Annotated in this window: 16 protein-coding genes and 1 pseudogene; 7 read left to right on the top strand and 10 right to left on the bottom strand. The window is 47.9% G+C overall.

What is annotated here, in order from left to right; genetic code table 11:
- The first annotated feature begins 134 nt into the window (after nt 1–134).
- On the top strand, nt 135–284 hold the full coding sequence (locus ACJ2PR_RS29450) for a hypothetical protein (protein ID WP_446879654.1): 150 nt from the start codon (nt 135–137) through the stop codon (nt 282–284).
- Nucleotides 285–291: 7 nt separating this feature from the next.
- On the opposite strand, the gene ACJ2PR_RS29445 is transcribed toward ACJ2PR_RS29450, so the two are convergent.
- On the bottom strand, nt 292–741 hold the full coding sequence (locus ACJ2PR_RS29445; protein WP_446879653.1) for an HNH endonuclease: 450 nt from the start codon (nt 739–741) through the stop codon (nt 292–294).
- On the bottom strand, nt 660–980 hold the full coding sequence (locus ACJ2PR_RS29440) for a hypothetical protein (RefSeq protein ID WP_446879652.1): 321 nt from the start codon (nt 978–980) through the stop codon (nt 660–662). The genes ACJ2PR_RS29445 and ACJ2PR_RS29440 overlap by 82 nt, the downstream gene beginning before the upstream one ends.
- A gap of 31 nt (nt 981–1,011) precedes the next feature.
- Between ACJ2PR_RS29440 and ACJ2PR_RS29435 the strand changes: the two genes are divergently transcribed.
- Nucleotides 1,012–1,152, top strand: a complete 141-nt coding sequence (locus ACJ2PR_RS29435; RefSeq protein WP_446879651.1) for a hypothetical protein — start codon at nt 1,012–1,014, stop codon at nt 1,150–1,152.
- 87 nt (nt 1,153–1,239) lie between these two features.
- Here the strand turns inward: ACJ2PR_RS29435 and ACJ2PR_RS29430 are convergent, their stop codons facing one another.
- Both ACJ2PR_RS29430 and ACJ2PR_RS29425 read right to left on the bottom strand, forming a co-directional pair.
- Nucleotides 1,240–4,539: an AAA-like domain-containing protein gene (locus tag ACJ2PR_RS29430; protein ID WP_446879650.1), complete on the bottom strand. Its 3,300-nt coding sequence runs from the start codon at nt 4,537–4,539 to the stop codon at nt 1,240–1,242.
- A gap of 19 nt (nt 4,540–4,558) precedes the next feature.
- Complete coding sequence (locus ACJ2PR_RS29425) at nt 4,559–6,787, bottom strand: AAA-like domain-containing protein (RefSeq protein WP_446879649.1); 2,229 nt, start codon at nt 6,785–6,787, stop codon at nt 4,559–4,561.
- 401 nt (nt 6,788–7,188) lie between these two features.
- Between ACJ2PR_RS29425 and ACJ2PR_RS29420 the strand changes: the two genes are divergently transcribed.
- The 5 genes and pseudogenes from ACJ2PR_RS29420 to ACJ2PR_RS29400 form a co-directional block, all read left to right on the top strand.
- Nucleotides 7,189–10,794: a WD40 domain-containing protein gene (locus tag ACJ2PR_RS29420; protein WP_446879648.1), complete on the top strand. Its 3,606-nt coding sequence runs from the start codon at nt 7,189–7,191 to the stop codon at nt 10,792–10,794.
- Between the two features lie 35 nt (nt 10,795–10,829).
- A complete protein-coding gene (locus ACJ2PR_RS29415) occupies nt 10,830–11,141 on the top strand; it encodes a hypothetical protein (protein WP_446879647.1) in 312 nt (103 codons plus the stop codon).
- A gap of 31 nt (nt 11,142–11,172) precedes the next feature.
- A complete protein-coding gene (locus ACJ2PR_RS29410) occupies nt 11,173–11,556 on the top strand; it encodes a CU044_2847 family protein (RefSeq protein WP_446879646.1) in 384 nt (127 codons plus the stop codon).
- A gap of 81 nt (nt 11,557–11,637) precedes the next feature.
- Nucleotides 11,638–12,219, top strand: a complete 582-nt coding sequence (locus ACJ2PR_RS29405) for an S-layer homology domain-containing protein (protein WP_446879645.1) — start codon at nt 11,638–11,640, stop codon at nt 12,217–12,219.
- A gap of 100 nt (nt 12,220–12,319) precedes the next feature.
- A pseudogene (locus ACJ2PR_RS29400) lies at nt 12,320–12,673 on the top strand (iron uptake porin); the annotation flags it as partial.
- Between the two features lie 57 nt (nt 12,674–12,730).
- Here the strand turns inward: ACJ2PR_RS29400 and ACJ2PR_RS29395 are convergent.
- The 6 genes from ACJ2PR_RS29395 to ACJ2PR_RS29370 form a co-directional block, all read right to left on the bottom strand.
- A complete protein-coding gene (locus ACJ2PR_RS29395) occupies nt 12,731–15,100 on the bottom strand; it encodes an nSTAND1 domain-containing NTPase (RefSeq protein ID WP_446879644.1) in 2,370 nt (789 codons plus the stop codon).
- Between the two features lie 337 nt (nt 15,101–15,437).
- On the bottom strand, nt 15,438–15,713 hold the full coding sequence (locus ACJ2PR_RS29390; protein ID WP_446879643.1) for a hypothetical protein: 276 nt from the start codon (nt 15,711–15,713) through the stop codon (nt 15,438–15,440).
- A gap of 170 nt (nt 15,714–15,883) precedes the next feature.
- Entirely contained in the window at nt 15,884–16,837 is a 954-nt protein-coding gene (locus ACJ2PR_RS29385) for an HNH endonuclease (RefSeq protein ID WP_446879642.1), read from the bottom strand.
- Between the two features lie 9 nt (nt 16,838–16,846).
- On the bottom strand, nt 16,847–18,586 hold the full coding sequence (locus ACJ2PR_RS29380) for a hypothetical protein (RefSeq protein WP_446879641.1): 1,740 nt from the start codon (nt 18,584–18,586) through the stop codon (nt 16,847–16,849).
- A gap of 45 nt (nt 18,587–18,631) precedes the next feature.
- Entirely contained in the window at nt 18,632–19,108 is a 477-nt protein-coding gene (locus tag ACJ2PR_RS29375) for a DNA phosphorothioation-associated protein 4 (protein WP_446879640.1), read from the bottom strand.
- Between the two features lie 59 nt (nt 19,109–19,167).
- Nucleotides 19,168–20,796 (bottom strand): hypothetical protein, encoded by a 1,629-nt coding sequence (locus tag ACJ2PR_RS29370; RefSeq protein ID WP_446879639.1) that lies wholly within the window; start codon nt 20,794–20,796, stop codon nt 19,168–19,170.
- Between the last annotated feature and the right edge of the window lie 85 nt (nt 20,797–20,881).

The following is a 20,881-nucleotide window of genomic DNA, read 5'->3' as shown; positions in this document are numbered from 1 at the left end:
CGATAGCTTTCTTGTCCATCCCCTCAACTAAAAACTGTCCGAACCATTGTTCGATTAAACATTCAATTTATGCAGAGTCAGGTGTACTTGAGCTTTAGCGATACCGCAAGCGCCAGCTAGAGATTTATTAGCTTGTGGATGGGCTAAATGTTCAAGTCGATCGCAGTCTGGCGTTTCCCTGTCTACCTACTGCTGAAGTGCTTGAGTTGATTGAGCAGAGTAAGGAAGTGGGGCAGCGATCAACTGTGCGGTTATTTCGAGCGCGCATTCCAGAGATGTTGTAGAGGTAAATTAGAGTTGACGCGGATCTTCAAATGGAGGATGCCACCCCGCTTTTGCCCATAGCATTCGAGTTTGACGAATTGAATCAGCCTCATCGTAGCGATCGTCATTAAGGTCTAAACGATCACAGGTAGCGCGACCGCTCTTCGTCATACCACTAATCCTTGTGCTGTCTGTTGTCCAGATAAAGTGATCAGACCACAATTGATTTCTAGGATTAAATAGCGGAACTGTCTCTTGGGTTTCCGGATCGGTGCCTATTGTGAAGTTATAGCGACGTTCGTTACAGCGATGACAGGCAAGCGCCAGATTAGCCGGATCATCTGAGCCACCTTGAGACTTTGGCAAAATGTGATCAATCGTGAAGCGATCGGGGCTTAAGAATTCGGGGGAGTGGCAGTATTCGCAGAGGAATCGGGCACGTTGTCGAACAAACTGTCGAGTTGGGTTGGGCACCATTTGGCTTTTGCAGCAAGTTGGGCATTAATGACTGTAAAGATTCGAGACAGTTCAGAGATGCCTGCCCACTCAGTTGCTTCTTCAGGTGACAGGGTTGCCACTTTCTGGGTTTCTAAAAGCTCTTCCAGGCGATTTTGTAATTCATTGGTGAATCTGAACAGGTAGACATCGCCAAATTCTTCAAGCTGAATGCCAGAAGATAGGAGAGATGATGGTTTCACCATTAATTCAGCAATCATTATTTCACACTAGATTAAACGGCTTTAATCTATGATAAACGATCGCAGCCTAGCGTTTCCCTGTCTGCCTGTTGCTGAAGTGCTTGAGTTGATTGAGCGGAGTAAGGAAGTGGGGCAGCGATCAACCGTGCGACTGTTTCGAGAGTGTATTCAAGAACTGCTACAAGGATAGGTGATCGCTCTTCCAGTCACCCTAGCGATCGCCTCTTCGCATTTCCTCAATAATCGCCATTTTCACAACCCCGTCAATTGCCAGTCTTTATTGTTTCCTCAGGTCTTCTAATTCCCCTGGCTTAAAGGGTTTTCTTCCTTCCTTGAGTGCTTCATATGTAAACGGATAATTTTCTTGTTTTGGATCTGCAAGCCATTTCTTGAGTGCTTCAATCCAAAGTTGTCGCTGTTCTATGTGATTAGCAGAAGTTGAGTTAATCAATGCTTGAAAATCTTCAATTGCACCCTGGGCATTACCAGTCAGCGCTCTAGCGAGTCCCCGACTGTCTCTAATGCTGCCGTTATCAGGATCAGGGGCAACGGCTTTTTCACAAGCATCTAGAACTTTAGAGGCATAGCCTTCGAGGGTTCCTTGCCAGCAAAGGCTATTCAAGATTTTTGGAGAGATATGTAGATTAGGGTTTAATTTTTTTGCGTCTTCGTAGATAGCAATTCCCTTGAGAATCTCTCCCTTCTCGCTCTGTAAGATAAAGAAATTAATTTGACCTTGAGCAGAAGCTTGAGAACTTAGGACTGCAATTTTGGGTGTCAGTTTGGGGGCAAGATCCGCTTTCCACTGAATAGCCTGCTTTAAGCTAGTGATTGCGCTCTCAAATTGATGGTCATTTTCAAACACATCACTCCTTGCAATCATGCGATTTGCTAACGTCTGAAACATGGTTTGAGTTTGGCAAACTTCCAAATTGTCCAGAGTTGAAGGATAGTCAATAAAATAATTTTGTAGCCGTTCACAGCCGTTCACTAAAAGCTGATCTAAGCTCCCATTCCACAAGCGTACTGTTTTGTCAAATGAAGCTGTGATAATGTGCTGTCCATCCGGACTAAAGCTTGCACTCCAGACGGAGTTTTGATGCCCTTGCAGCTTGGTGATCTCCCTGCCCGATAAGTCCCACACTCGTGCTGTGTTGTCTACTGATGCAGTGACAATGCGTTGCCCATCCGGGCTAAAGCTTGCACTCAAGACATTATCTTGATGACCTTCCAGGGTAGCAATAATCCTCTTGTCTGATACATTCCATATCCGTGCTGTTTTGTCAAATGAAGCGGTGACAATCCGCTCCCCATCCGGGCTAAAGCTTGCACCAGTGATCCCCCCTGCATTGATTTGCAACCTGGCAATCTCCTTGCCTGATAAGTCCCACACTCGCGCTGTGTTGTCTGCTGAAGCGGTGACAATCCGCTGTCCATCTGGGCTAAAGCTTGCACTATTAACCCAATTTTGATGCCCTTGCAACTTGGCAATCTCCTTGCCTGATAAGTCCCACACTCGCGCTGTGTTGTCTACTGAAGCGGTGACAATCCGCTGTCCATCCGGGCTGAAGCTTGCACTACGGACGCTATTTTGATGTCCTTGCAGTTTGGCGATCTCCCTACCTGATAAGTCCCACACCCGTGCAGTTTTGTCTGCTGAAGCAGTGACAATGCGTTGCCCATCCGGGCTAAAGCTTGCACTATAAACAATGTCTTGGTGCCCTTGCAGTTTGACGATCTCCCTGCCTGATAAGTCCCACACCCGTGCAGTTTTGTCTGCTGAAGCGGTGACAATGCGTTGGCCATCTGGGCTAAAGCTTGCACCATAAACAATGTCTTGATGCCGTCCTAAAGACTCTTGTAATGACATATCATCTAGTAGAGTTTGAAGCACCGTAATCGGCTTAAATGTTGGATAGTCTGTCAACTGAAGATGATATTTGTTTGCTAAATTCCTCAGATCTCCTCCAACCCGAATTGCGGAGAACAAGACTTTTCGTAGATCTTCCTGATTTTGAATAGCTGAGTCTGAGCTATATCTACCTTGGTCAGATAAGACACTAAATTCTCTTTTTAACCGCATAGATTCTCCTTCTAATCGCGTAGATTTTTGTTCTAATTGCAGTCCATTGATCGCAAGAGTTGCTGCTCTAATCTGCTGTTGAGCATAAAAACCAGCCCCTGCTGCCGTTGCCAACACCACTCCCAAAAACACCGAACCCATTCGTATACGTCGGCTAGCACTCTGGTTCGCGATTGTCAAAATCTTCCGTTCTTCGGCTTCCACCGCCAGTCGGTTCTGCATTTCCTGCTTGTCCAGATCTTGACTTGCCGCTAAAAACTGATGATCTAAATCACTCAGGCTTTTGTCCCTAGCCCACGCCTGAGCACTTTGCAACGCCTGCCCCCGCAGTAGCCAAGACTCATCGTGGTGATTGCTCACCCAAGCATCTAGCGCTTTTGCGTAAGGACGCAGCCTTACCAACTCTCGCTCTAGCCACTCCGAGTTAAACACCTCTAAGTAAATGCGGTTATAGCTGCTTAACTTTCCTTCCCGCTTCACCACCAATCCCGTGAGCCGCAGTTCCATCTGGTCTGGGCTGTCATTTGCCGCAACCCCTCCCTGTTGCAAAATCTGCTGATATAGCCCCAACAGTCGTCCTGCCCGCTGCTCATTGCTCAACAACCAATCGCGGATCGTCCGCAAGTGCTGTGGGTTATCCTGCGCTACCCAGTTGTCAATCATCTCTGTTCTGACAAAATCGGCAACCGATTCCACCTCGCTCCCGGCTAAAATCCTGGTCTGGGAGTTGGAAATTAAACTGCACAGCTTTTGCGTCAAAAAGGGCTGTCCCCCAGTCCAGGCAATAATTTCTCGTAGTGCGGCTTCAGGATTGTCTACCCTGCTGATCAAACCTTGCGCCAACGATCGCGCCTCAGCAAACTCAAAACCGCGTAGCTCGATCGCGTGACCAATATTAAACGGGGTGCGAGTGGTGTCTCTAATTAAGTCAGACGGAGTTGCCACACCAAACAAGGCAAAACTAAGGCGACGATAGTTCAGTTGGTCAGCACGTTTGTTATAAAAAGCACGAATCAACGCAAAAAAGTCATCGATCGGAAACTGTAGGGAGAGAACACTGTCAATTTCATCAATAAAAATGACAACATCCTGTGGTAGCTCCACTAATAGAACTTTTTCAATAAACTGGCTCAGGCGATGAACCGGAGACAAATGCTCATGACTGAGCAACCACCGCTGGGAATCAAATTTCTCGTATAGCTCAAAGCTATTGATCAAGCTTTCGATTACACCTGCATACCACTGTTCTTCTGTAACCGCGCTACTCCCAAACGATGTGATGTCAATATCAGCACAAGCAACTCCTTCCGCCTGTAGGCGATGCATCGTCTTGACTCGCAAGCTAGACTTTCCCATCTGACGACAGTTCAGCACATAGCAAAATCTGCCCGCTTTTAAGGCATCGTAGAGGTCTTGGTCTGCCTGTCGCCACACATAGGTTGAGGAGTCTAGGTCAAGAGAGCCGCCAACCTGAAAATCATAGGGTGTTGTCATATAGTACTAACCTCTTGCCTCACGATCGACCCTGCGATCGATCGCGGAAATACTGACGATATAGGTCACAGCGAGGTGTTACGTCATTGCCATACAAACTCACTAACCCCATGCTGTCCAGTTGGAATGCTTGGGCTGGCTCCAGACGGATTGGGTTGTCAGACGTTACCACCCGCTTTAGCGCCTCTGCTAATTTTGGATGCTGCTCCAAATTCCACCAGTGCCGCCGCAAGTGATCTCCATAAAGCCCTGCCTCTGTAGATGCCGTTTGCAGCAACTGTGGTAGCGTAATGTCCTGATGAGTAATATGATAAAGCGCCTCCCGCACCAGATAAGGATGTCCACCTACCATTGCTTGCAGTTGCTCAACCTCGTTATTCTGCCAGGGCAACCCGTGCCGATGGGCTAAATCAAGCACTTGCTCTGCGGTAAACTCTGGCAGTTCGATCGGGAGTCCCACATTAAATGGGGATTGATGCATATTCAGCGGAATGTAAACCTCAGTTGAATGCACCACTACGAGCCGCAGTTTCTTCCAGTTGTCGCTGCTTTTGCCCTTCTCATGCCACGCTCGCAGCAAACCAAAGAAATCAGAAGCAATTTTGGGATGTTGGAATACGAGATCTACTTCATCCAACCCCAGCACCAGCGGCTCCGTCAGTTCTCGCAGCAGATATCGCTCAAAATAATTGGTGCTACTCATTTTGCTGCCAATTCGAGTCTGCCAAAAATCAGATAATCGATCGGGTAGCTCCAGTTCAGAGGTAATACTGGCACAGAACCATTGCAGAAATTGATCCAAATTGGCGAAAACTACCTCATCCGCCAACTGAAAGCTTAAAGCCACACTCTTGCAGCCCTGCTTGCTTGCATGGTAAATCGTTCGAGCCATCAACGATGTTTTGCCCATCTGCCGAGGGGCTTTAATCCGAATCAACGCGCCTGGTTTGACGATCGTTTCATAACAGCGAGATTCGATCGGCTGACGCTCAACATAGAAGGCGGATGCTAAATCAACCTGACCCTCTGGTAATTCTGGTTCAGCTACAGGGGCAGGCGGGCGATCAAGGCTCTCAATCAACGGGGGTGACGGAGCGATCGGAATGCTCTCATCGCCTGTGCCCTCAGCAATCAAACGACAGATCTCGCTGAGAATCACGGGGGTATCCGTATCAGAATGCCACTCTCGCTGCTGAATCTGCTGCAAATACCCTCGAAGGTCATAATTTAGCGGAGAACTCAGCGGAAAATTGACTCGGACTGGCAGAATCACAGGTCGGCGCTCTGGGCGGCTATTCCGCAACTGCTTCGCCCGTCGTACTTCTTCTGTCACCATCTCACTCAACGCGGACTGAGGCGACAACAGCAGCAAAAAGTAGTCACACTGTTCTAGCTCTGCATCAATTCGCTGGGGCCAGTTCTCGCCAAGTCGGATACTCTCCCCTGCCATAAATGCATCATGTCCCGCTGCCTCTAAAGCATCATGGAACTCCTGAGCCAGTTCCCGATCAGGCTCCTGGCTTCGATAGCTAATAAATACTCTAGCAACCTTCACTCCAGGCTCTGCTGACAGCTTTTCTTCAACGGCTATGTTGGATGATGTCAATTCAACTGGAATACTCTCGTTCTCACCCGGAACCAATGATCGCGGTTTCGCTCTAAACGTGGGCGTTTCAGACTCCGGAATTCCCTCTAGATCGATTGAAGTGCAGCCTAGCTCAAATGCCTCCTCATAAGCTCTGCCACTAAAGATGACCGTGTAAAACCCAACCGCAAACTCGATAGCTGCCCGATCGCCGATCGCTTTATTCATGCCAACCACATAGTCAATATGTTGGTGAATGGTTTCCGCCTGTGCCTCTGAATAGCAAGCATTCAAAAACACACACTGAATCTTGGTTCTGAATGCTTTAAACAACCGTGCTAATGCTGCTGTGCTGACAAGCTGTACTTTCCCAGAATTGTTCTCCAACGCTAATCCCTGAGTTCCGGCTCCATGTCCAGAGAAATGAACAACATCAGGTTCATGATCCAACAGCGTTGGCAGCAAATCTTCCACTCGTACTGCCGATTCAGTAATGACCTCAAACTGCTCTCGACCTTTCGATCGCTTTAGGGCAGCCCGAATTTCTCGCACCTCTTCATCCAGTCGCAGCTTGTCAGTATTCTTAGGATTCGCTGACAGAATCAAAATTTTCTTTTTCACAAGGCATTGGCTCTTCAAAGGGGCTATTTGCAGAGATACCATAAACTGCAAAACTGCTTTAGAAAATTATGGGCAGTACATGACCTGGATAAGAAACTCTAAATCGTCTCAATTCGTTCTTGCGTTAATGACTAATGACTTGGACAAACATTTGTAAGTTTGCTACGGTTCTCTGACAATCCATTTAGAATTGGCTTTGGTCATTTTGATCCCACTCCTAAAAATTCTACATTTACTATAGCAGAACCGCTTGCGGCGCTCTTGCAGGGATTTCTCATCAGTTCAGTTTAAGAAGCTAAGGTGTCTTGCGAACTGTGCTTGCTTCATACATTCATCAAACTCGCAAGGTTCCTGAGTTCGAGCCTGAGAACACCTGACTTGTGCTGACTTGTGACTGCTTTCGTTTCCGCATAGAATTTGAACACTCCTTAACAGACCGAGTAATGTCAACCAGATCACTCAGGGTGCATCAAGACTATATTGAGCTAGCGAAATTAGCGGTTAGACGAAGTGGGTTTGTGAATCAGCGCGCCCTGGCTGAAGAGGCGGGTTTAGCGATCGCCACCGTGAGCAACTTTCTAACTGGTAGACCCGTCGATCGCGCTACCTTTGTGGAACTGTGCCAGAAACTGTCGCTCAATCCCGAAGACATTGCAGACCTGAGTACAGTTGAGGCACAGCCGCAGCAAGAGGCAAAAGAAACAGGCACTTCCACCACATCACCTCTAATACCTCACAGCATTCCGTCTCCTATCTCTCCATCCTCCAGCCCCGTGACCGATTGGGGTGAAGCGCTAGATGTCTCACGTTTCTACGGACGGGACGCAGAACTGACCAAATTGGAGCAATGGATCTGCCACGATCGTTGCCGACTCGTCATGCTGTTGGGAATGGGTGGCATTGGCAAAACGGCACTGTCCGTCCGATTAGCAGAACAGATTCAGGATGTCTTTGAGTTTGTTATCTGGCGATCGCTCCGCAATGCGCCGCCCGTGCAAGAGTTGCTGGCAGACTGGTTAGGCGTGCTGTCTCGTCAACAACAGTTTGATTTGTCAGAGAGCTTCAGTGGCAGGGTCAACACGCTGTTGGACTACTTACGACACTCACGCTGTTTGTTGGTGCTGGATAACGTAGAGTCCATCTTGATTGCGGATGGGCGGGCGGGAGCTTATCGGGAAGGATATGAAGGTTACGGATCACTGCTGGAAGGTATTGGACAAACGCGGCATCAAAGTTGTTTGGTGCTAACCAGCCGAGAACCGCCGCGAGGGTTGGGAAGCAAAGCAGGCAGCGATCTACTTATGAGATCGTTCCGGTTAGCTGGCTTAGAACAGGGAGACGGGCAGAAGCTGATGGCTGAGAAGGGCTTTACCCTGACAGAACTAGCGGGGCGATCACTAGTGGAACACTATGGCGGCAACCCATTAGCACTGAAGATTGTTGCCACCACTATTCAAGAGCTGTTTGAGGGGGATATTGCTGCATTTCTAGAACACAGCACGATTGTCTTCGGAGACATCGCCGACCTTTTAGCCCAACAGTTCGATCGGCTGTCAGCCATAGAACAACAGGTCATGTACTGGTTAGCCATCAACCGGGAAGGCGTTTCGCTGGCTGAGTTGAGGCAAGATACCATGCCTGTGATCGCGCAACGGGCATTCCTGGAAGCGATGGAATCACTGCACCAACGATCGCTGGTGGAAAAAGTGGCACTGACGGGAAAAAAGCTGTTCACTCAACAACCTGTGGTGATGGAGTATGTCACAGAGCGCTTGCTAGTGGAAGTCTGCGAGGAATTGGTGAGTGGTGAGTTGACTCTGTGCGATCGATACGCATTCAGCAAAGCTCAAACCGAAGACTACTTGCGACAGACACAGATACGACTGTTGCTCCAACCGCTTTTAGCTCAGTTACTAGTACGGTTGGGGAGTCAACCTGCTGTGAAACAGTGTCTAGATCAGGCACTAGTGACTCTCAAAGCTCGACCCGTACCACAACCGGGCTATGCCGCAGGCAATCTACTCAATCTGTTCAGTCAGCTAGACGTTCACTTGAGTGGTTATGACTTTTCGAGCTTAACGATTCGGCAGGTTTACTTGCAGGGTGTGAATCTGCATCAAGTCAATTTTGCGGGTGCAGACTTCACGAAGTCGGTGTTTACTCAAACGCGCGGGGATATTTTAGCTGTTGTTTTTAGCCCCCAGGGAAACCTGTTAGCGACGGGAATCGATCGCACGATTCAGCTCTGGCAACTTACTGACAAACGACAAATTGTTACCCTGGAAGGACATTCTGCCTGGGTGATGTGTCTAGCGTTTAGCCCTGATAGCAATCTACTGGCAAGTGGGAGTAATGACCAAACGATTCGGTTGTGGGACGTGCTAACGGGGCAATGTGTGAAAACACTGCGAGGACATACTAGCGGGGTGCAATCACTGGCATTTAGTGCCGATGGGCGACTATTAGCGAGTGGCAGTAATGATCACACCATTCGCTTGTGGGATGTTGCGACCAGGCAATGTCTTGAAGTTCTAAACGGTCATACCGATCGTGTATTAACCGTCATCTTTCATCCAGACAATCAAACATTAATTAGTAGCAGCGACGATCGCACAGTTCGACTCTGGGATATCCAGTCAGGGGAATGTTTGCGAACCATCTCCACGCATATCAACTGGGTGTTGTCCACTGCCTTAAGTCCTGATGGCAAAACGTTGGTTACGGGGAATGACAATCAAACCGTAACGCTCTGGAATCTCGATACAGGTGACAGCCTGGGAACGTTACCAGAGTACAAGACTAAAGTATGGGCAGTCGCGTTTAGTCCCGATGGTCGCATTCTAGCTACGGGCAGTGAAGACAAGACTGTGCGCGTATGGGATGTTCACACCCGACAATGCTTGAAAACGTTCCAGGATCATACCCATCAGGTTTGGTTAGTCAACTTTAGCCCTGACGGACAAACCCTCGTGAGCAGCGGGGATGACCACACGGTTCGACTCTGGGATCTGCGATCGGGGCAATGTCTAACCACCCTGGAGTCTCACAGTAATTGGGTGTCGTCGATTGCCTTTAGTCCCGATGACCGCACTTTAGCGAGTAGTAGCAAAGACCAACGAGTCAGGCTCTGGGATGTAAGTACGAGTGAGTGCCTCAAGGTGCTGAAAGGGCATACCGATATTGTTACATCGGTTAGCTTTAGTCCCGATGGACAAACGATCGCTAGCGGCAGTGACGACTACACCCTTAAGCTGTGGGATGTGAAAACAGGAGAATGCTTACAAACGTTATGGGGACACTCCGATTGGGTGCAAGCGATCGCCTTTAGCCCTTCCCAAGATGGTGTTGGTCAAACATTGGTGAGCGGTAGCTGTGACAAAACTATCAAGCTGTGGGATGTACGATCGGGTGAATGTCTTCAAATCTTTGAGGGACATACCCATCGAGTGAAGTCCGTTGCCGTTGCTCCTCAAGCGGCACTGCTAGCGAGCGGTAGCGATGATCAGACAGTAAGAGTGTGGGATACCAATATAGGCACCTGTTTGCAGACTTTGACAGCACATACAGACTGGGTGTTGTCAGTCGCGTTTCATCCTGCGGGCAGTTGGTTAGCGAGTGGCAGTGGCGATCGTACCATTAAGCTCTGGGATATCCAGTCAGGAGCCTGCTTGCAAACGTTGGAGGGACACAGCCATCGAGTGCGATCGGTCACGTTTAGCCCTGATGGAAAGCTTTTAGCCAGTGGCAGTGAGGATCATTCGGTTAAACTGTGGGATATTGAGACTGGGATATGTCTGCGAACCCTCTCCGGTCATAGTCAAATTGTTTGGACAGTTGTTTTTAATCAAAAAGGACAAACGATCGCTAGTTGCAGTGAGGACGGCACAATCAGACTGTGGGATGTTGGTACTGGAGAGTGCCTGAAAATTCTCAGAGTTGATCGCCCCTACGAAGGCATGAACATCACAGGCGCGATCGGCTTGACTCTAGCCCAGAGAACAACCCTAAAGGCACTGGGAGCGGTAGAGTTGGAAGCATCGGAAGTTTAACGCCCTATTCATTCAAAACTATTAGGAGACTCACGATGAGCGAAGAGACGCAACAACCTGACTCGGAAAAACTAGACGTAGTTCGTTCGCCCAAAAACACCGATCGGGATCTGGAAGCAGAACGCGCTGGCAACCCGACTGATGCACCTGAAGTAGTGAGAAAGCTGGTTGTCATTGACGATGAGCCTGACGATTCGCCCAAAAACGATAGACCTGTTGATTTGACAAAGCTAGATCAGACGGTTGACATCTCTGAAGTAGTGAGAAAGCCCGTTGTGATTGACCCTCAATCTGCAACCGATGAGAGCGATCGCTCGCCCAAAAATGACAGAGATTTCAAAAGCTGACCGATCCACATTCAAAGGTGCAAAAAAGGCTATGGGACAACTGACTCCGATCTCGCTGGAAGATGGCACTACGATCTATATCGAAGCCACGGACGACACTGCTACGACTCGTGGTGATGTGGTACGTGGCAAGCCCTACGACGACAATACGCCACGGAGTCCTGTCATCATTGGTGAACCACCCAAGCAGATCGCTCAGACCTTTGAGGCGATCGAGCATACAGTGCGGGCGCATACTACCTACACGTTGAATGCGTTTAAGCAGGTGGCGATCGCTGAGGTCAGTGAGGTGACGCTCAAATTTGGGGTTAGCATCAGCAGTGAAGCAGGGATTCCTTACATCGCCAACGCGAAGGGTGGCTGCAATATGGAAATCACTGTGAAGTGCGAGTTTCCGAAGAAGACTGGGCAGTAAGATTTTAAGATTGATTTGTGTACTGGATTAGGTAAGCAATGAACTTCTGTAGAGTCATCTCTATCAACAGTGGAGCATACAATGATCAAGAAGATGAATGTTTTACTAGAAAGATTAATTCTCTTCCTCATGTGCCTTCTAATTATTTTATCTTGTTCTATTTTGCCCGTGAAGAAGTTCACTTTCTCTAAGAACATGGAAAACTCTAGGAAAGCCGTTGTAACCATAACTCAAGAAGCTCCTCGTAACTCTAGTTCAACTAATATAAGAGAAGCCATTGTGTCAACGGATGCTCCTAATCTTGAGGTGTATAAAAAATTGTTTTATATGAAGGATATAGTGGACGTATCTCAAGACCACTGGGCTTTTCAAGGCTTGCAGAGGTTGGTAGACGATTATGATGTAGTTCAAGTGTACGCTGACAATACTTTCAGAGGCGATCGTGCTGCTACTCGATACGAAGTTGCTCAACTAATTGAAAACGCTCTAGGATCAATGTCTAGAATAACAGCAAGCTCCGCTTCTAATTTGATAAAAAAGGAAGACTTTGAGAAAATGGATAGCCGTATGAAAGAATCTTTCGCTGAACTGCCAATTTTAAGGGGTCGAGTGGATGCCTTGGAAGCAAGAGTTAGCACCTTAGAGAGACATGAGAAAAGATAGCTAAAGAACTATGATAGGTAAAGAAATAATTGTTCTACTGAGAAATCTCGTACTTTTATGCTGTGTTCTTTTTGGACTTTTATTTCTAAGTGAGAGTGCTGTTGGTCAAGTAACTTCAGTCTCACAACTATCGGATGTAAAGCCTGGTCACTGGAGCTTTCAAGCCTTACAGTCGCTGGTAGAAAGGTACGGATGTGAAGGAGGTTATCAGGATCATGCATTTAGAGGAGATCGTGCCATATCCCGCTATGAGCTTGCTGCCGCTTTAAACGCTTGTCTCGATAGAGCGAATGAACTCATCATAGCTCCATCTATCGCCGATTCATACGTTGATGAAGAAACCCAAAAAAAATTACAAGAAGTTCTGAACCTTCTCAATCGAGAACTTAGACATCAGCAGAGTAGATTAGAACAATTAGAAAACAAACTAAGATTATTAGAAGTAAAAGAATAGACGTGAAAATTATATTGACCTCTATAGAAATGAGAAGCTAGATTTTTCTAGTTCTACTTATCGAGGATTGGGATCAGAGCCACATTTAGGCAACTTCGTTGTATCATCCCGCTGAACGCCTGTAAGATCTATACTAAGACCTCCACATCGCAAAATATTAGTGCTGAGATCAGCACCCTTCAAATTAGCCTCACTGAGGTTAGCCCCAGTGAGGTCGGCGTACTCAAGATGGGGTACAGTGAGGCGATTTGAACTGTTTGCATCAGTTAAATCAACTCCAACCAAGTTGGCTGAGGCAAGGTTAGCATTTACGAGCTTAGTGGCTCTGAAATTAGCGCCCCGAAGATCAGCAGTGTTGAGATTAGCCTTACCAAAGTCTGCACCTCTGAGGTCGGCAGTCGCCAGGGATGCGCCAGCAAGATTAGCGTTTGTAAAATTACCATACGTGAGATCAGCACCGCTTAATCTTGCTCCACTGAGATTGGCTCCCTTAAAGTTTGCTCCTCTTAGATTAGCATTTATCAATTTCGCTCGCTGTAGATCTGCTTTGTGAAGGTCAATATTGGACAAATCAAAATTAGCCTGCACTAATTCTTCAAGCGCTCGAAGCCTTTGCGAACCTTGCCCCTCCTCAGCGACAATTCTAAGCTGCCTGAATCTAATCTCTTTTGCGGCGGTGCTTCCTACAAATATTGCTAAACCAAGTGGAACAACCAAACCAAAACCAATCAACTTGAAGCGATCATTTCGCTGCTTTTTGACACTTCTCTGAATAAATTCCTCAGCTAAACTCGATAGCTTCAAATTCTCAGATTGTTCTTTTTGAAATGCTTTTGCATCGATTAAAAATCTTTCTGATAGCAAGTAATTTGTCGAGTGGTCACGCAGTTTCCACTCCTCTGCTGAAGCCTCAATCTTTCGCCTTCGCCTAAGCTGATCACGATTATCATTCACCCACTTTCGCAGTTGTTTCCACTCTCTAATCAAAGCTTCATGCACTACCTCGACGGTCTCTTCTCCAGACTCTTCATTGCGTCCAGTCACAAGCAACCGAGACTCAGCACTCGCCAAAAGCGTCACCAATTCCCAATTCTCCACGTCTGTATGAGTTGCTAATCGTCGGGTATCCTCCGTTCCCTCGCCAAGGCGCACTAGCTGCAAGAAAATCTGCTGTGTCTGTTTCTGTTGCTCTTTACTCAACTGGGCGTAGATTGCTTCTGCATGGTTTGCCAGCGCCCTCGCCACTCCGCCAATTTCTGAGTAAGCCTCATGTGTCAACTGCCCCCGTTTTTGCTTTGCCCATAGTTGAGTTAATGCAAACTCTAGCAGTGGTAAACTTCCGGGTTCCCGTCCTACATCGTCCAGAATGCGATCGACTAACCCTGCCTCTAGCTGCATACCCACTTTTACTGCTGGTTGCACGATCGCCGATCTCAACTCCTCCCGATTCATCGGACCCAGCTTCAAATCTGCCTCATGCAGCGCATCTGCCAGCGGACGATAGGCATACGCCTGCCCACAAAAATCAGCCCGCAACGTCAAAACTATTTTTAGCCCCGGTACATCTTTCACGCCTACCAGCAGCACATCGATCAACGATTGGCGTTCCTCCTCTGCACAGAGCGTAAACAACTCCTCAAACTGGTCGATCACCAGTAGCAAGCAGCGTGTAGTCGGAGTGTACCGGAGAATCTCTGCCACCACATCCTGCAATGTCACCGTCCCGTCTCGCAGTGCCTTCGCACGATGACTCAGCAGCACCAGCGGATCAGCATTTGGTTCAGGAGCCTTCAATGAGAGCAATGCTGCCGCTAAATTGTGAAACGATCGCTTATCCGGGTAGCCAGGACGCAGCTTACAAATCAACCAACCCGTCTCTTGAGCCAATCGCGGCAACAAACCAGCAAACACCAGCGAAGATTTCCCACTGCCAGAAGCCCCTACCACCGCCACCAATGGCTTCGTTTTAACCGCACTCACCAACCCCTGCCGAACGCCCCCATCCTCCCGTACGACATCCTCAATAAACGCCTCGCGCCCGAAGAAAAACTCCGCATTCTCTTCCTGAAAAGCAGACAACCCTTGATACGGGCAGGATGGCATTTCGCCAAAGTTAATAATTTCCTGCTCCGCATTCAAATCAGTCTTTGATGGTTGTACCTGAAGCAACTCCGTAATCTGGCTGCGGATCGCCTGCAAGAGCGTGTCAAACGCCTGCTCCGTCCAACCGTTGTAAATGCGATCGCCAATCTGAAGATCGCCCCCTGCAACCTCCTGGATATGAAGGTTGTACTTGGCAAGCTTCTGCAAAACCTCCCGACGACTACTCCCACGCAAAATCTCACGGAGAGCGGCGAGGTTTTCCTCAGCCTGCTGTCCGTCCTCAATCCGCTGCAAAATGACATCGAGGTCGTTATTTTGAGACATGTTAGTGTTTTAGCAGAGAATTAGGAAAATCTCCATCGACCAACAATCATCACCGACAAAGTTCCTGAAGCTAGCAAGGCAAAGAAGTCTATGAGTCTGAATTTCAGAAAGGATATGGCGATCGCTTTTGTGGCTTGAGTCGTCTTAACTAATCTAAGGTGGGCTGTATCCGCCTGCTGCCGCAAAAGCAATTCTTCAAACTAGCTGTCATTTTGCCGCTTTAACCGCCCAAAAGCTGATCGATATCCACCATTGCCCCTACCCCTTCATCTGTAGAGCCACTTCAAAAATCACCTTCAGTAGTTGCGCCAGCGCTGCACCTTCTTTGCTGCTCAGCCTACCGAGTCACATCGATCGTGGTTTGAGCCTGTAAGCCAGTCGCAGCTTGGTAAGCAGGGTCTACCTCGTACCTAAAGATCACATGGTCAAACTGAGACAGCAGCATCGCTTTCAGCAGCTTTAGCGCCCCGCAGAGATAATGGCTGCTCGATCGCCAATCGCCTTGGTTCATCCCAATCACATAATCCACGTGCTGACCTATTGCCTCTGCCTGCACCTCCGAGTAGCATTCATCAGCACGTGCACCGCCCTTCTTTGCGAACAGCTTGAACATCCCCGCTAGCTACTCCGTTTCCAAAAACTATGCCTTCCCTTGCTTAGCCTCTGGTTCCAGAATAGGCAGCCACTGTAATTTCAGTACAACGTTTCAAAATGAGAATTGCTGGAGCAGTATAGCTTGTAATCATGTTCGCAATTATTAAGTTGAAATCTAGTGCAGTGTAGCTACTTCTTGAAAAGTCTCTCTGCCAGCGCTTTGCTGATGAAACGAACTGAACCAAGATGATCATGATCAAGGCAAGTAAGCCGCAAATTAACCGGATTCATTGAGCCTTCCTGATGCCTAGATGTCACCGTAAGCTCGGAGTTTTCGACTGTTTTATCACATCCCCCTACATACTCACATTGCCGGTGTAATGACAAAAGGCGAACAGTCCAAAAAGGATGCGGTACACTCACCCTTCCTAATTTCGGATGTTGAATCACGGGTGGCTTGGCTGCCACATCGTAAATGGATAGCCGATCGCTCTTATGAGAATTACACCAGCCGCAAGCAATCCGTAGATTATTTGGGTCGTCGTCTCCGCCACTTGCAAACGGAAAGACGTGATCGATCTCCATCTGAAAATCCCGTCTGTTTAAGCCGTGAGGCTTGAGGTAATCGATAAATTGAGGCTGCGGGATTTCCTCAGAGGTTACGCGCCGCAAGAACTTGCCGATCGCCCACTGCGAAAATTGATATCCACAAATCCAACAGCGCGGTTCGGGTCCATAAACATCCCATAAAGCATCTTTAATGTTGGAATCAAATGCAACGCGACTACGTGCTTGTCTTCTCTGAATTTCCTTATCGACTAAACGAGAAATTTGTTTAATCAGTTCGCCATGCTTACTCACCTCAATGTTAGTGAACAACGATGGCACTTCAATCTTCACCGCATGAACGATGTGAGCATAACCTGGGTAGCCTTCTACAAATCGCTCTGGATCACAGATTGACTCGAGAAACCATTGAGTCCAGAGAGTATTAATATCTGCCCGCAAGACACTGTCCTGCTTACCTGTAATAAAGTCAGGCACTCGAAGTCCGGCGATGCTGTTCAGACTTGTCATCTGCCAGCTAGTTTCTAACCGGGTGGATGTAGTCTCTAAAAATGAGCAAATTGCTTCAAAGTTCATGAATGCAGGCTAATCTTTCATTTCTATGCGATATTGGTCTACTCTAGGCAGTCTCTCTGGATCCTTCCGATACTCAGACCAGAGTTTTGCCCATTGTTTTCTCCTGCCTGGAGCATCTTTCCTTACTCCTTCAAGATTCCATCCTCTGTTGAAATAGCTTGGCTTGACTTCACACAGCCAATCATCCACCAATTGCGGAATAGTCTGTACATTGCTAATTCCTAAGCGGCGTTCACAGAGGTATTGAAAGAAGTCAGCTGCCAGAATAGTTAATGAGACTTTGTTGAAAATATTCGATGTTCTGGGTGATCCCCAATAATTGGGGGCACTATCGTCGTAGCGATCTGCAAGTTTGTCTCGAACAGCTAACCAAAATGCGGCAAATACATCGCGCCACGGTCCTTCAAGTTGACCCCAATATGCAAATGGTGTAGAAAACCCCTTTGATTCCCAGTCTGCGGTAATGTCAGAACTTGATAAATATGTTCGTTTCCATTTGTCTGCATAATCGTTCTTTTCTCCAAAGAGCCGACCACCTTTCAAATCCTGAAAAATTCTGACAAGTGAAAGAAGTACATTCCATTGAAGGAGATCGTTATTTTCTGAGGTTAACCCACGTTCTACCAAGCGGTAAAAAGGGCTGCTTGGATTTCTGGTAAAGTACGCCACAGCTCTCGACTCTTCAAGCTGGATTCCCGATCTCTCCAGGCGATCAGAAACCCTGGTCAGTTCCTCGTTAGACAGGCTGGTGGATACGATCGTTCCTAAAAGCGCTTTGCCAATAGGGGTTGCCTTTTGGTTAACAACCACAAACTGAAAAACGTGTTCTGCCGGATCATCGGTCACGAGTAGAGAAATCGGTAAGCGTCGAGCAATTTTCGCTTCGATCACTCTCTGTGCTGAGTCTGGCTCGGCTCCGTTGATGATTATCTGTTCAATCTCATCCCTGTAAGGCGGTCTACTGGAGAGAAACTTGGCAGACTCAACTGCTCCCCGTAGTCGGTGCTGACCATCGACTACAACGATAGGACGGAGAAAAGAGATCATCGCATCTTTTGAGTATCCAAGGAATTCATCTCCGCTGAAAGAGCTTCCCAATTCTTCTAGCAACCTGACTCTAGCAGCTACTTCTTCCCAGAAATCAAAAATATGTGACTCATCTGAAAAAACAGCTCCTGCTGATTCCTCTGAATCTGTAGCGTCTTCCGGAGACTCATTCGTATCTCTCTCGCCATCAGCAAAATCAGAGTCCGTGGTAGTTTGTGGCTCAATTGCTTCAAAGGCTGTCCGCCTCATTAGATCGACTAAAACCTTCTCAGAAGGCTGTTGACCAGCAAGGCTAGAAACTCGCCGCTCAAGGTCAGATTTTACTCTTCTAAGCAACTCAAGCAGACTTAACGATTCTAGAGGCTCAGATTGAATTGTTAAAATGCCAGTTTGGGCAAAGGGCGAATGTTCAATATTGGCATCTGGCTTAAACTCCACTACACCCTGATTCGTATGGCGAGTCGCGCAAAGCAGTGGATTCTGGATAATATTGCTATCGTTGCTGTAAAAGTCAACAAGCTCCTTAATACGCTTCTTATCTTCCTCGCGCTGAAAGCCAGTTGTCTCTTGCGTACCACCAATTTCTTTTTTCTGGGGGATACCAGCCCAATCGTCAATCTCCGTCGCTGGGGCAGCAAAAAGGATCAACCAACCCCCTGCGTCGGTTTGCCGGATACGGACTGCTCTGTAGGAGGTTGACATGGAGATTGTCATAATTCGCGATATTTTCGGTGGACTCTCAAATCTTTAGACAGGCAGGAAAGCACTCAAATCAAATTCATTTTCGCTGAGTTGGGCACTTTTACCCTCAGATCCTAACAAAAGTAGAATTTGTTCTAGATGATCCACTGTACCTTTGAGCATCTCTTCAAGTACTTCCAGTCCACCGTTGGCGTACTCTTCAAAGGCTTGAGAGCGCTCTGCTGAAGAAGCTTCATTTGAAGCAAGGATTTTGGGATCAGCACTATCAGCAACTGCAATAAGGTTCATTACCATGTCGTACCCCCTAGCACTGAAGGTTTCCCGATGGATTGGGGATGGTTCGCTCTTAGAAACTTCGCTAATCAAAGGCACTCTTCGCCTATGCTTTATCCCTACTGTGGCAGCGAACGCCAAAACATCAGCATAAGTTTCAAAAGGACCAGTTGTAGTATCAGAGGCTGTTAGAGATCGCACTAAATAAGCCTTATCCTTGGCAACCTTTATTCGAGTGTGATCAGCCATTGTTGTGAGCCTCCAGTATCAGCCGCTAAAAGGTATGAATTTTTTATTGAAATTAGGATCTAATTGACGTGTCCTACCTCCCTAATTTCTGAGTATTCGTACTCATCAGGGCTTTGCTGCACCAGTGGATAGGTGGTTCCCCTTAGCTCGATCGCATCGACTTGACAATCAGGCTTTGGAGAATTGTAAGTCAAGACGTACTGGTGCCCAACACAATCTGCCATTTCCTCTGCCACTTCGCCGCGCCATTGGGTCTTCGTCACCAGTACCACCAACTGATTCGCCAGCACTGGAATCGCCCTTGCTACTTGTCGTCGATAAATTTCATCTAGGCTGCCAAACGGCGAATCCATCACGATCGGAAACGTGCTGCTGTCCGGCATCAGAATCCCAGACTTGCCTTTGCTCCATTCGCGGATGCGATCAATAATCGCCCCAATAAACGACAGGCTCAAAATTTGGTTCTCACCCGTCGAAGCCGCAACGGAGGTATGCTGTCCCGCCATCGTCTCCTCCAGGGTCAGTTCATACTTTTCATTCAGCTTGGGCACGTAGGGCGTAAACGAGATTTGACTAAAAATCTCCTGCACCCGTTTTTCCAGCTGTAACCGAAAGAGTTGCCCTAACCCTTCCTGGACTTGCTTGAGACGAGCGATCGCATCCTCAGTCGCCTTAATTCTTCGCTGCACTTGCTCTTGACGGGCTTCGCTCATGCGGTGCTTTTCGATCTGCCGTCCCAACCCTTCCATTTGGGTTTCCCATTCTTTGATCTGCTGCTGGTTGGCCCCCTGGTCTAGTGTCAGTTCTCGAATTTTCTGCTCTACCTTATCCATACGGCTCTGAAGGTTACGAATATCTTCGCTGGGACTTTGCCGCAGTTTCTCTCGAATGCTTTCTAGCACCTCCTCCACATGGGAAAGCGACATTTTGAATTGATTGATATTGGCTTGTTCTTGATCAACCTCCTGCCAAAATTCTGGAACCTGACGATCGATCGCGTCTACTTGCGCCCCCATACGAATCACAGTTTCCTCAACATCTGCTAAACCCGCTTTGTATAGATAAGCCGTCACATGACGATGAGGCTCTGATCCTCCAGTTAACTCTGTGCCACAGATACAGCGATTGTGGGTTAGGAGATCTTGAACAAACTGCTGTTTGATGTCCGCAGGCAATTCTCCCCGTTGCCTCAGCCCATCCACTAATCTGCGAAACTGAGCCGTGGCATCTCCCAGCAGCACCATGTAGCCCCGACTCGAAACCGCCTGCCGCAAGTTTGCCCGGCTCTGCTTCAGCTTCTCGCGGGTCAATTTCTCCTGCGCCTCCAAATCATCCCGGCGCTGCTGCAACTGCTCCACATCAGCTAACTCCCGGAGGCGCTGACCCGTGGTTTGCTTGATTTTGTCTTGATGACCCAACTCCTGCTCAATTTCTCCTTGGCGCTCCAACAAGCGATCGCGATCTTGTTCCAGGTTGTCTTTCTGCTTCAGCAGTTTTTGAGTCTCCGGATCGCCAATCTGTCCTAATTCTTTCTCTAGCGATTTCCGAGCTTCCCCTAAGTGCTTGACGGAGCGGTTCAAAACCTCCACGCCCAGCAGAATTTTGGTTGCCTCAGCAATCTCGGCTTTCTTGTTCGATCGCACAATCTGTTCAATCCGCTCCCCGTCAAAGAAGAAGTAGCGATGCAAACTCTCCGGCAAAATCCGCCCAATCACATCTGGGTCTACCGTTCAAACTATGCCGAGTCAAAGTCAAAGTGCCAACACATTAAGC

The organism is Phormidesmis sp. 146-33, assembly GCF_052939515.1.
This window is presented reverse-complemented; position numbering and strand designations above follow the sequence as displayed.

Bases quoted from the DNA above. Each gene is read 5' to 3' on its own strand.
- ACJ2PR_RS29415 (WP_446879647.1), top strand. From the start codon at position 10,830: ATGAGCGAAGAGACGCAACAACCTGACTCGGAAAAACTAGACGTAGTT.
- ACJ2PR_RS29390 (WP_446879643.1), bottom strand. From the start codon at position 15,713: ATGTTCAAGCTGTTCGCAAAGAAGGGCGGTGCACGTGCTGATGAATGC.
- ACJ2PR_RS29385 (WP_446879642.1), bottom strand. From the start codon at position 16,837: ATGAACTTTGAAGCAATTTGCTCATTTTTAGAGACTACATCCACCCGG.
- ACJ2PR_RS29380 (WP_446879641.1), bottom strand. From the start codon at position 18,586: ATGTCAACCTCCTACAGAGCAGTCCGTATCCGGCAAACCGACGCAGGG.
- ACJ2PR_RS29405 (WP_446879645.1), top strand. From the start codon at position 11,638: ATGATCAAGAAGATGAATGTTTTACTAGAAAGATTAATTCTCTTCCTC.
- ACJ2PR_RS29375 (WP_446879640.1), bottom strand. From the start codon at position 19,108: ATGGCTGATCACACTCGAATAAAGGTTGCCAAGGATAAGGCTTATTTA.
- ACJ2PR_RS29395 (WP_446879644.1), bottom strand. From the start codon at position 15,100: ATGTCTCAAAATAACGACCTCGATGTCATTTTGCAGCGGATTGAGGAC.
- ACJ2PR_RS29445 (WP_446879653.1), bottom strand. From the start codon at position 741: ATGGTGCCCAACCCAACTCGACAGTTTGTTCGACAACGTGCCCGATTC.
- ACJ2PR_RS29430 (WP_446879650.1), bottom strand. From the start codon at position 4,539: ATGACAACACCCTATGATTTTCAGGTTGGCGGCTCTCTTGACCTAGAC.
- ACJ2PR_RS29425 (WP_446879649.1), bottom strand. From the start codon at position 6,787: ATGGTATCTCTGCAAATAGCCCCTTTGAAGAGCCAATGCCTTGTGAAA.
- ACJ2PR_RS29420 (WP_446879648.1), top strand. From the start codon at position 7,189: ATGTCAACCAGATCACTCAGGGTGCATCAAGACTATATTGAGCTAGCG.
- ACJ2PR_RS29440 (WP_446879652.1), bottom strand. From the start codon at position 980: ATGATTGCTGAATTAATGGTGAAACCATCATCTCTCCTATCTTCTGGC.
- ACJ2PR_RS29435 (WP_446879651.1), top strand. From the start codon at position 1,012: ATGATAAACGATCGCAGCCTAGCGTTTCCCTGTCTGCCTGTTGCTGAA.
- ACJ2PR_RS29410 (WP_446879646.1), top strand. From the start codon at position 11,173: ATGGGACAACTGACTCCGATCTCGCTGGAAGATGGCACTACGATCTAT.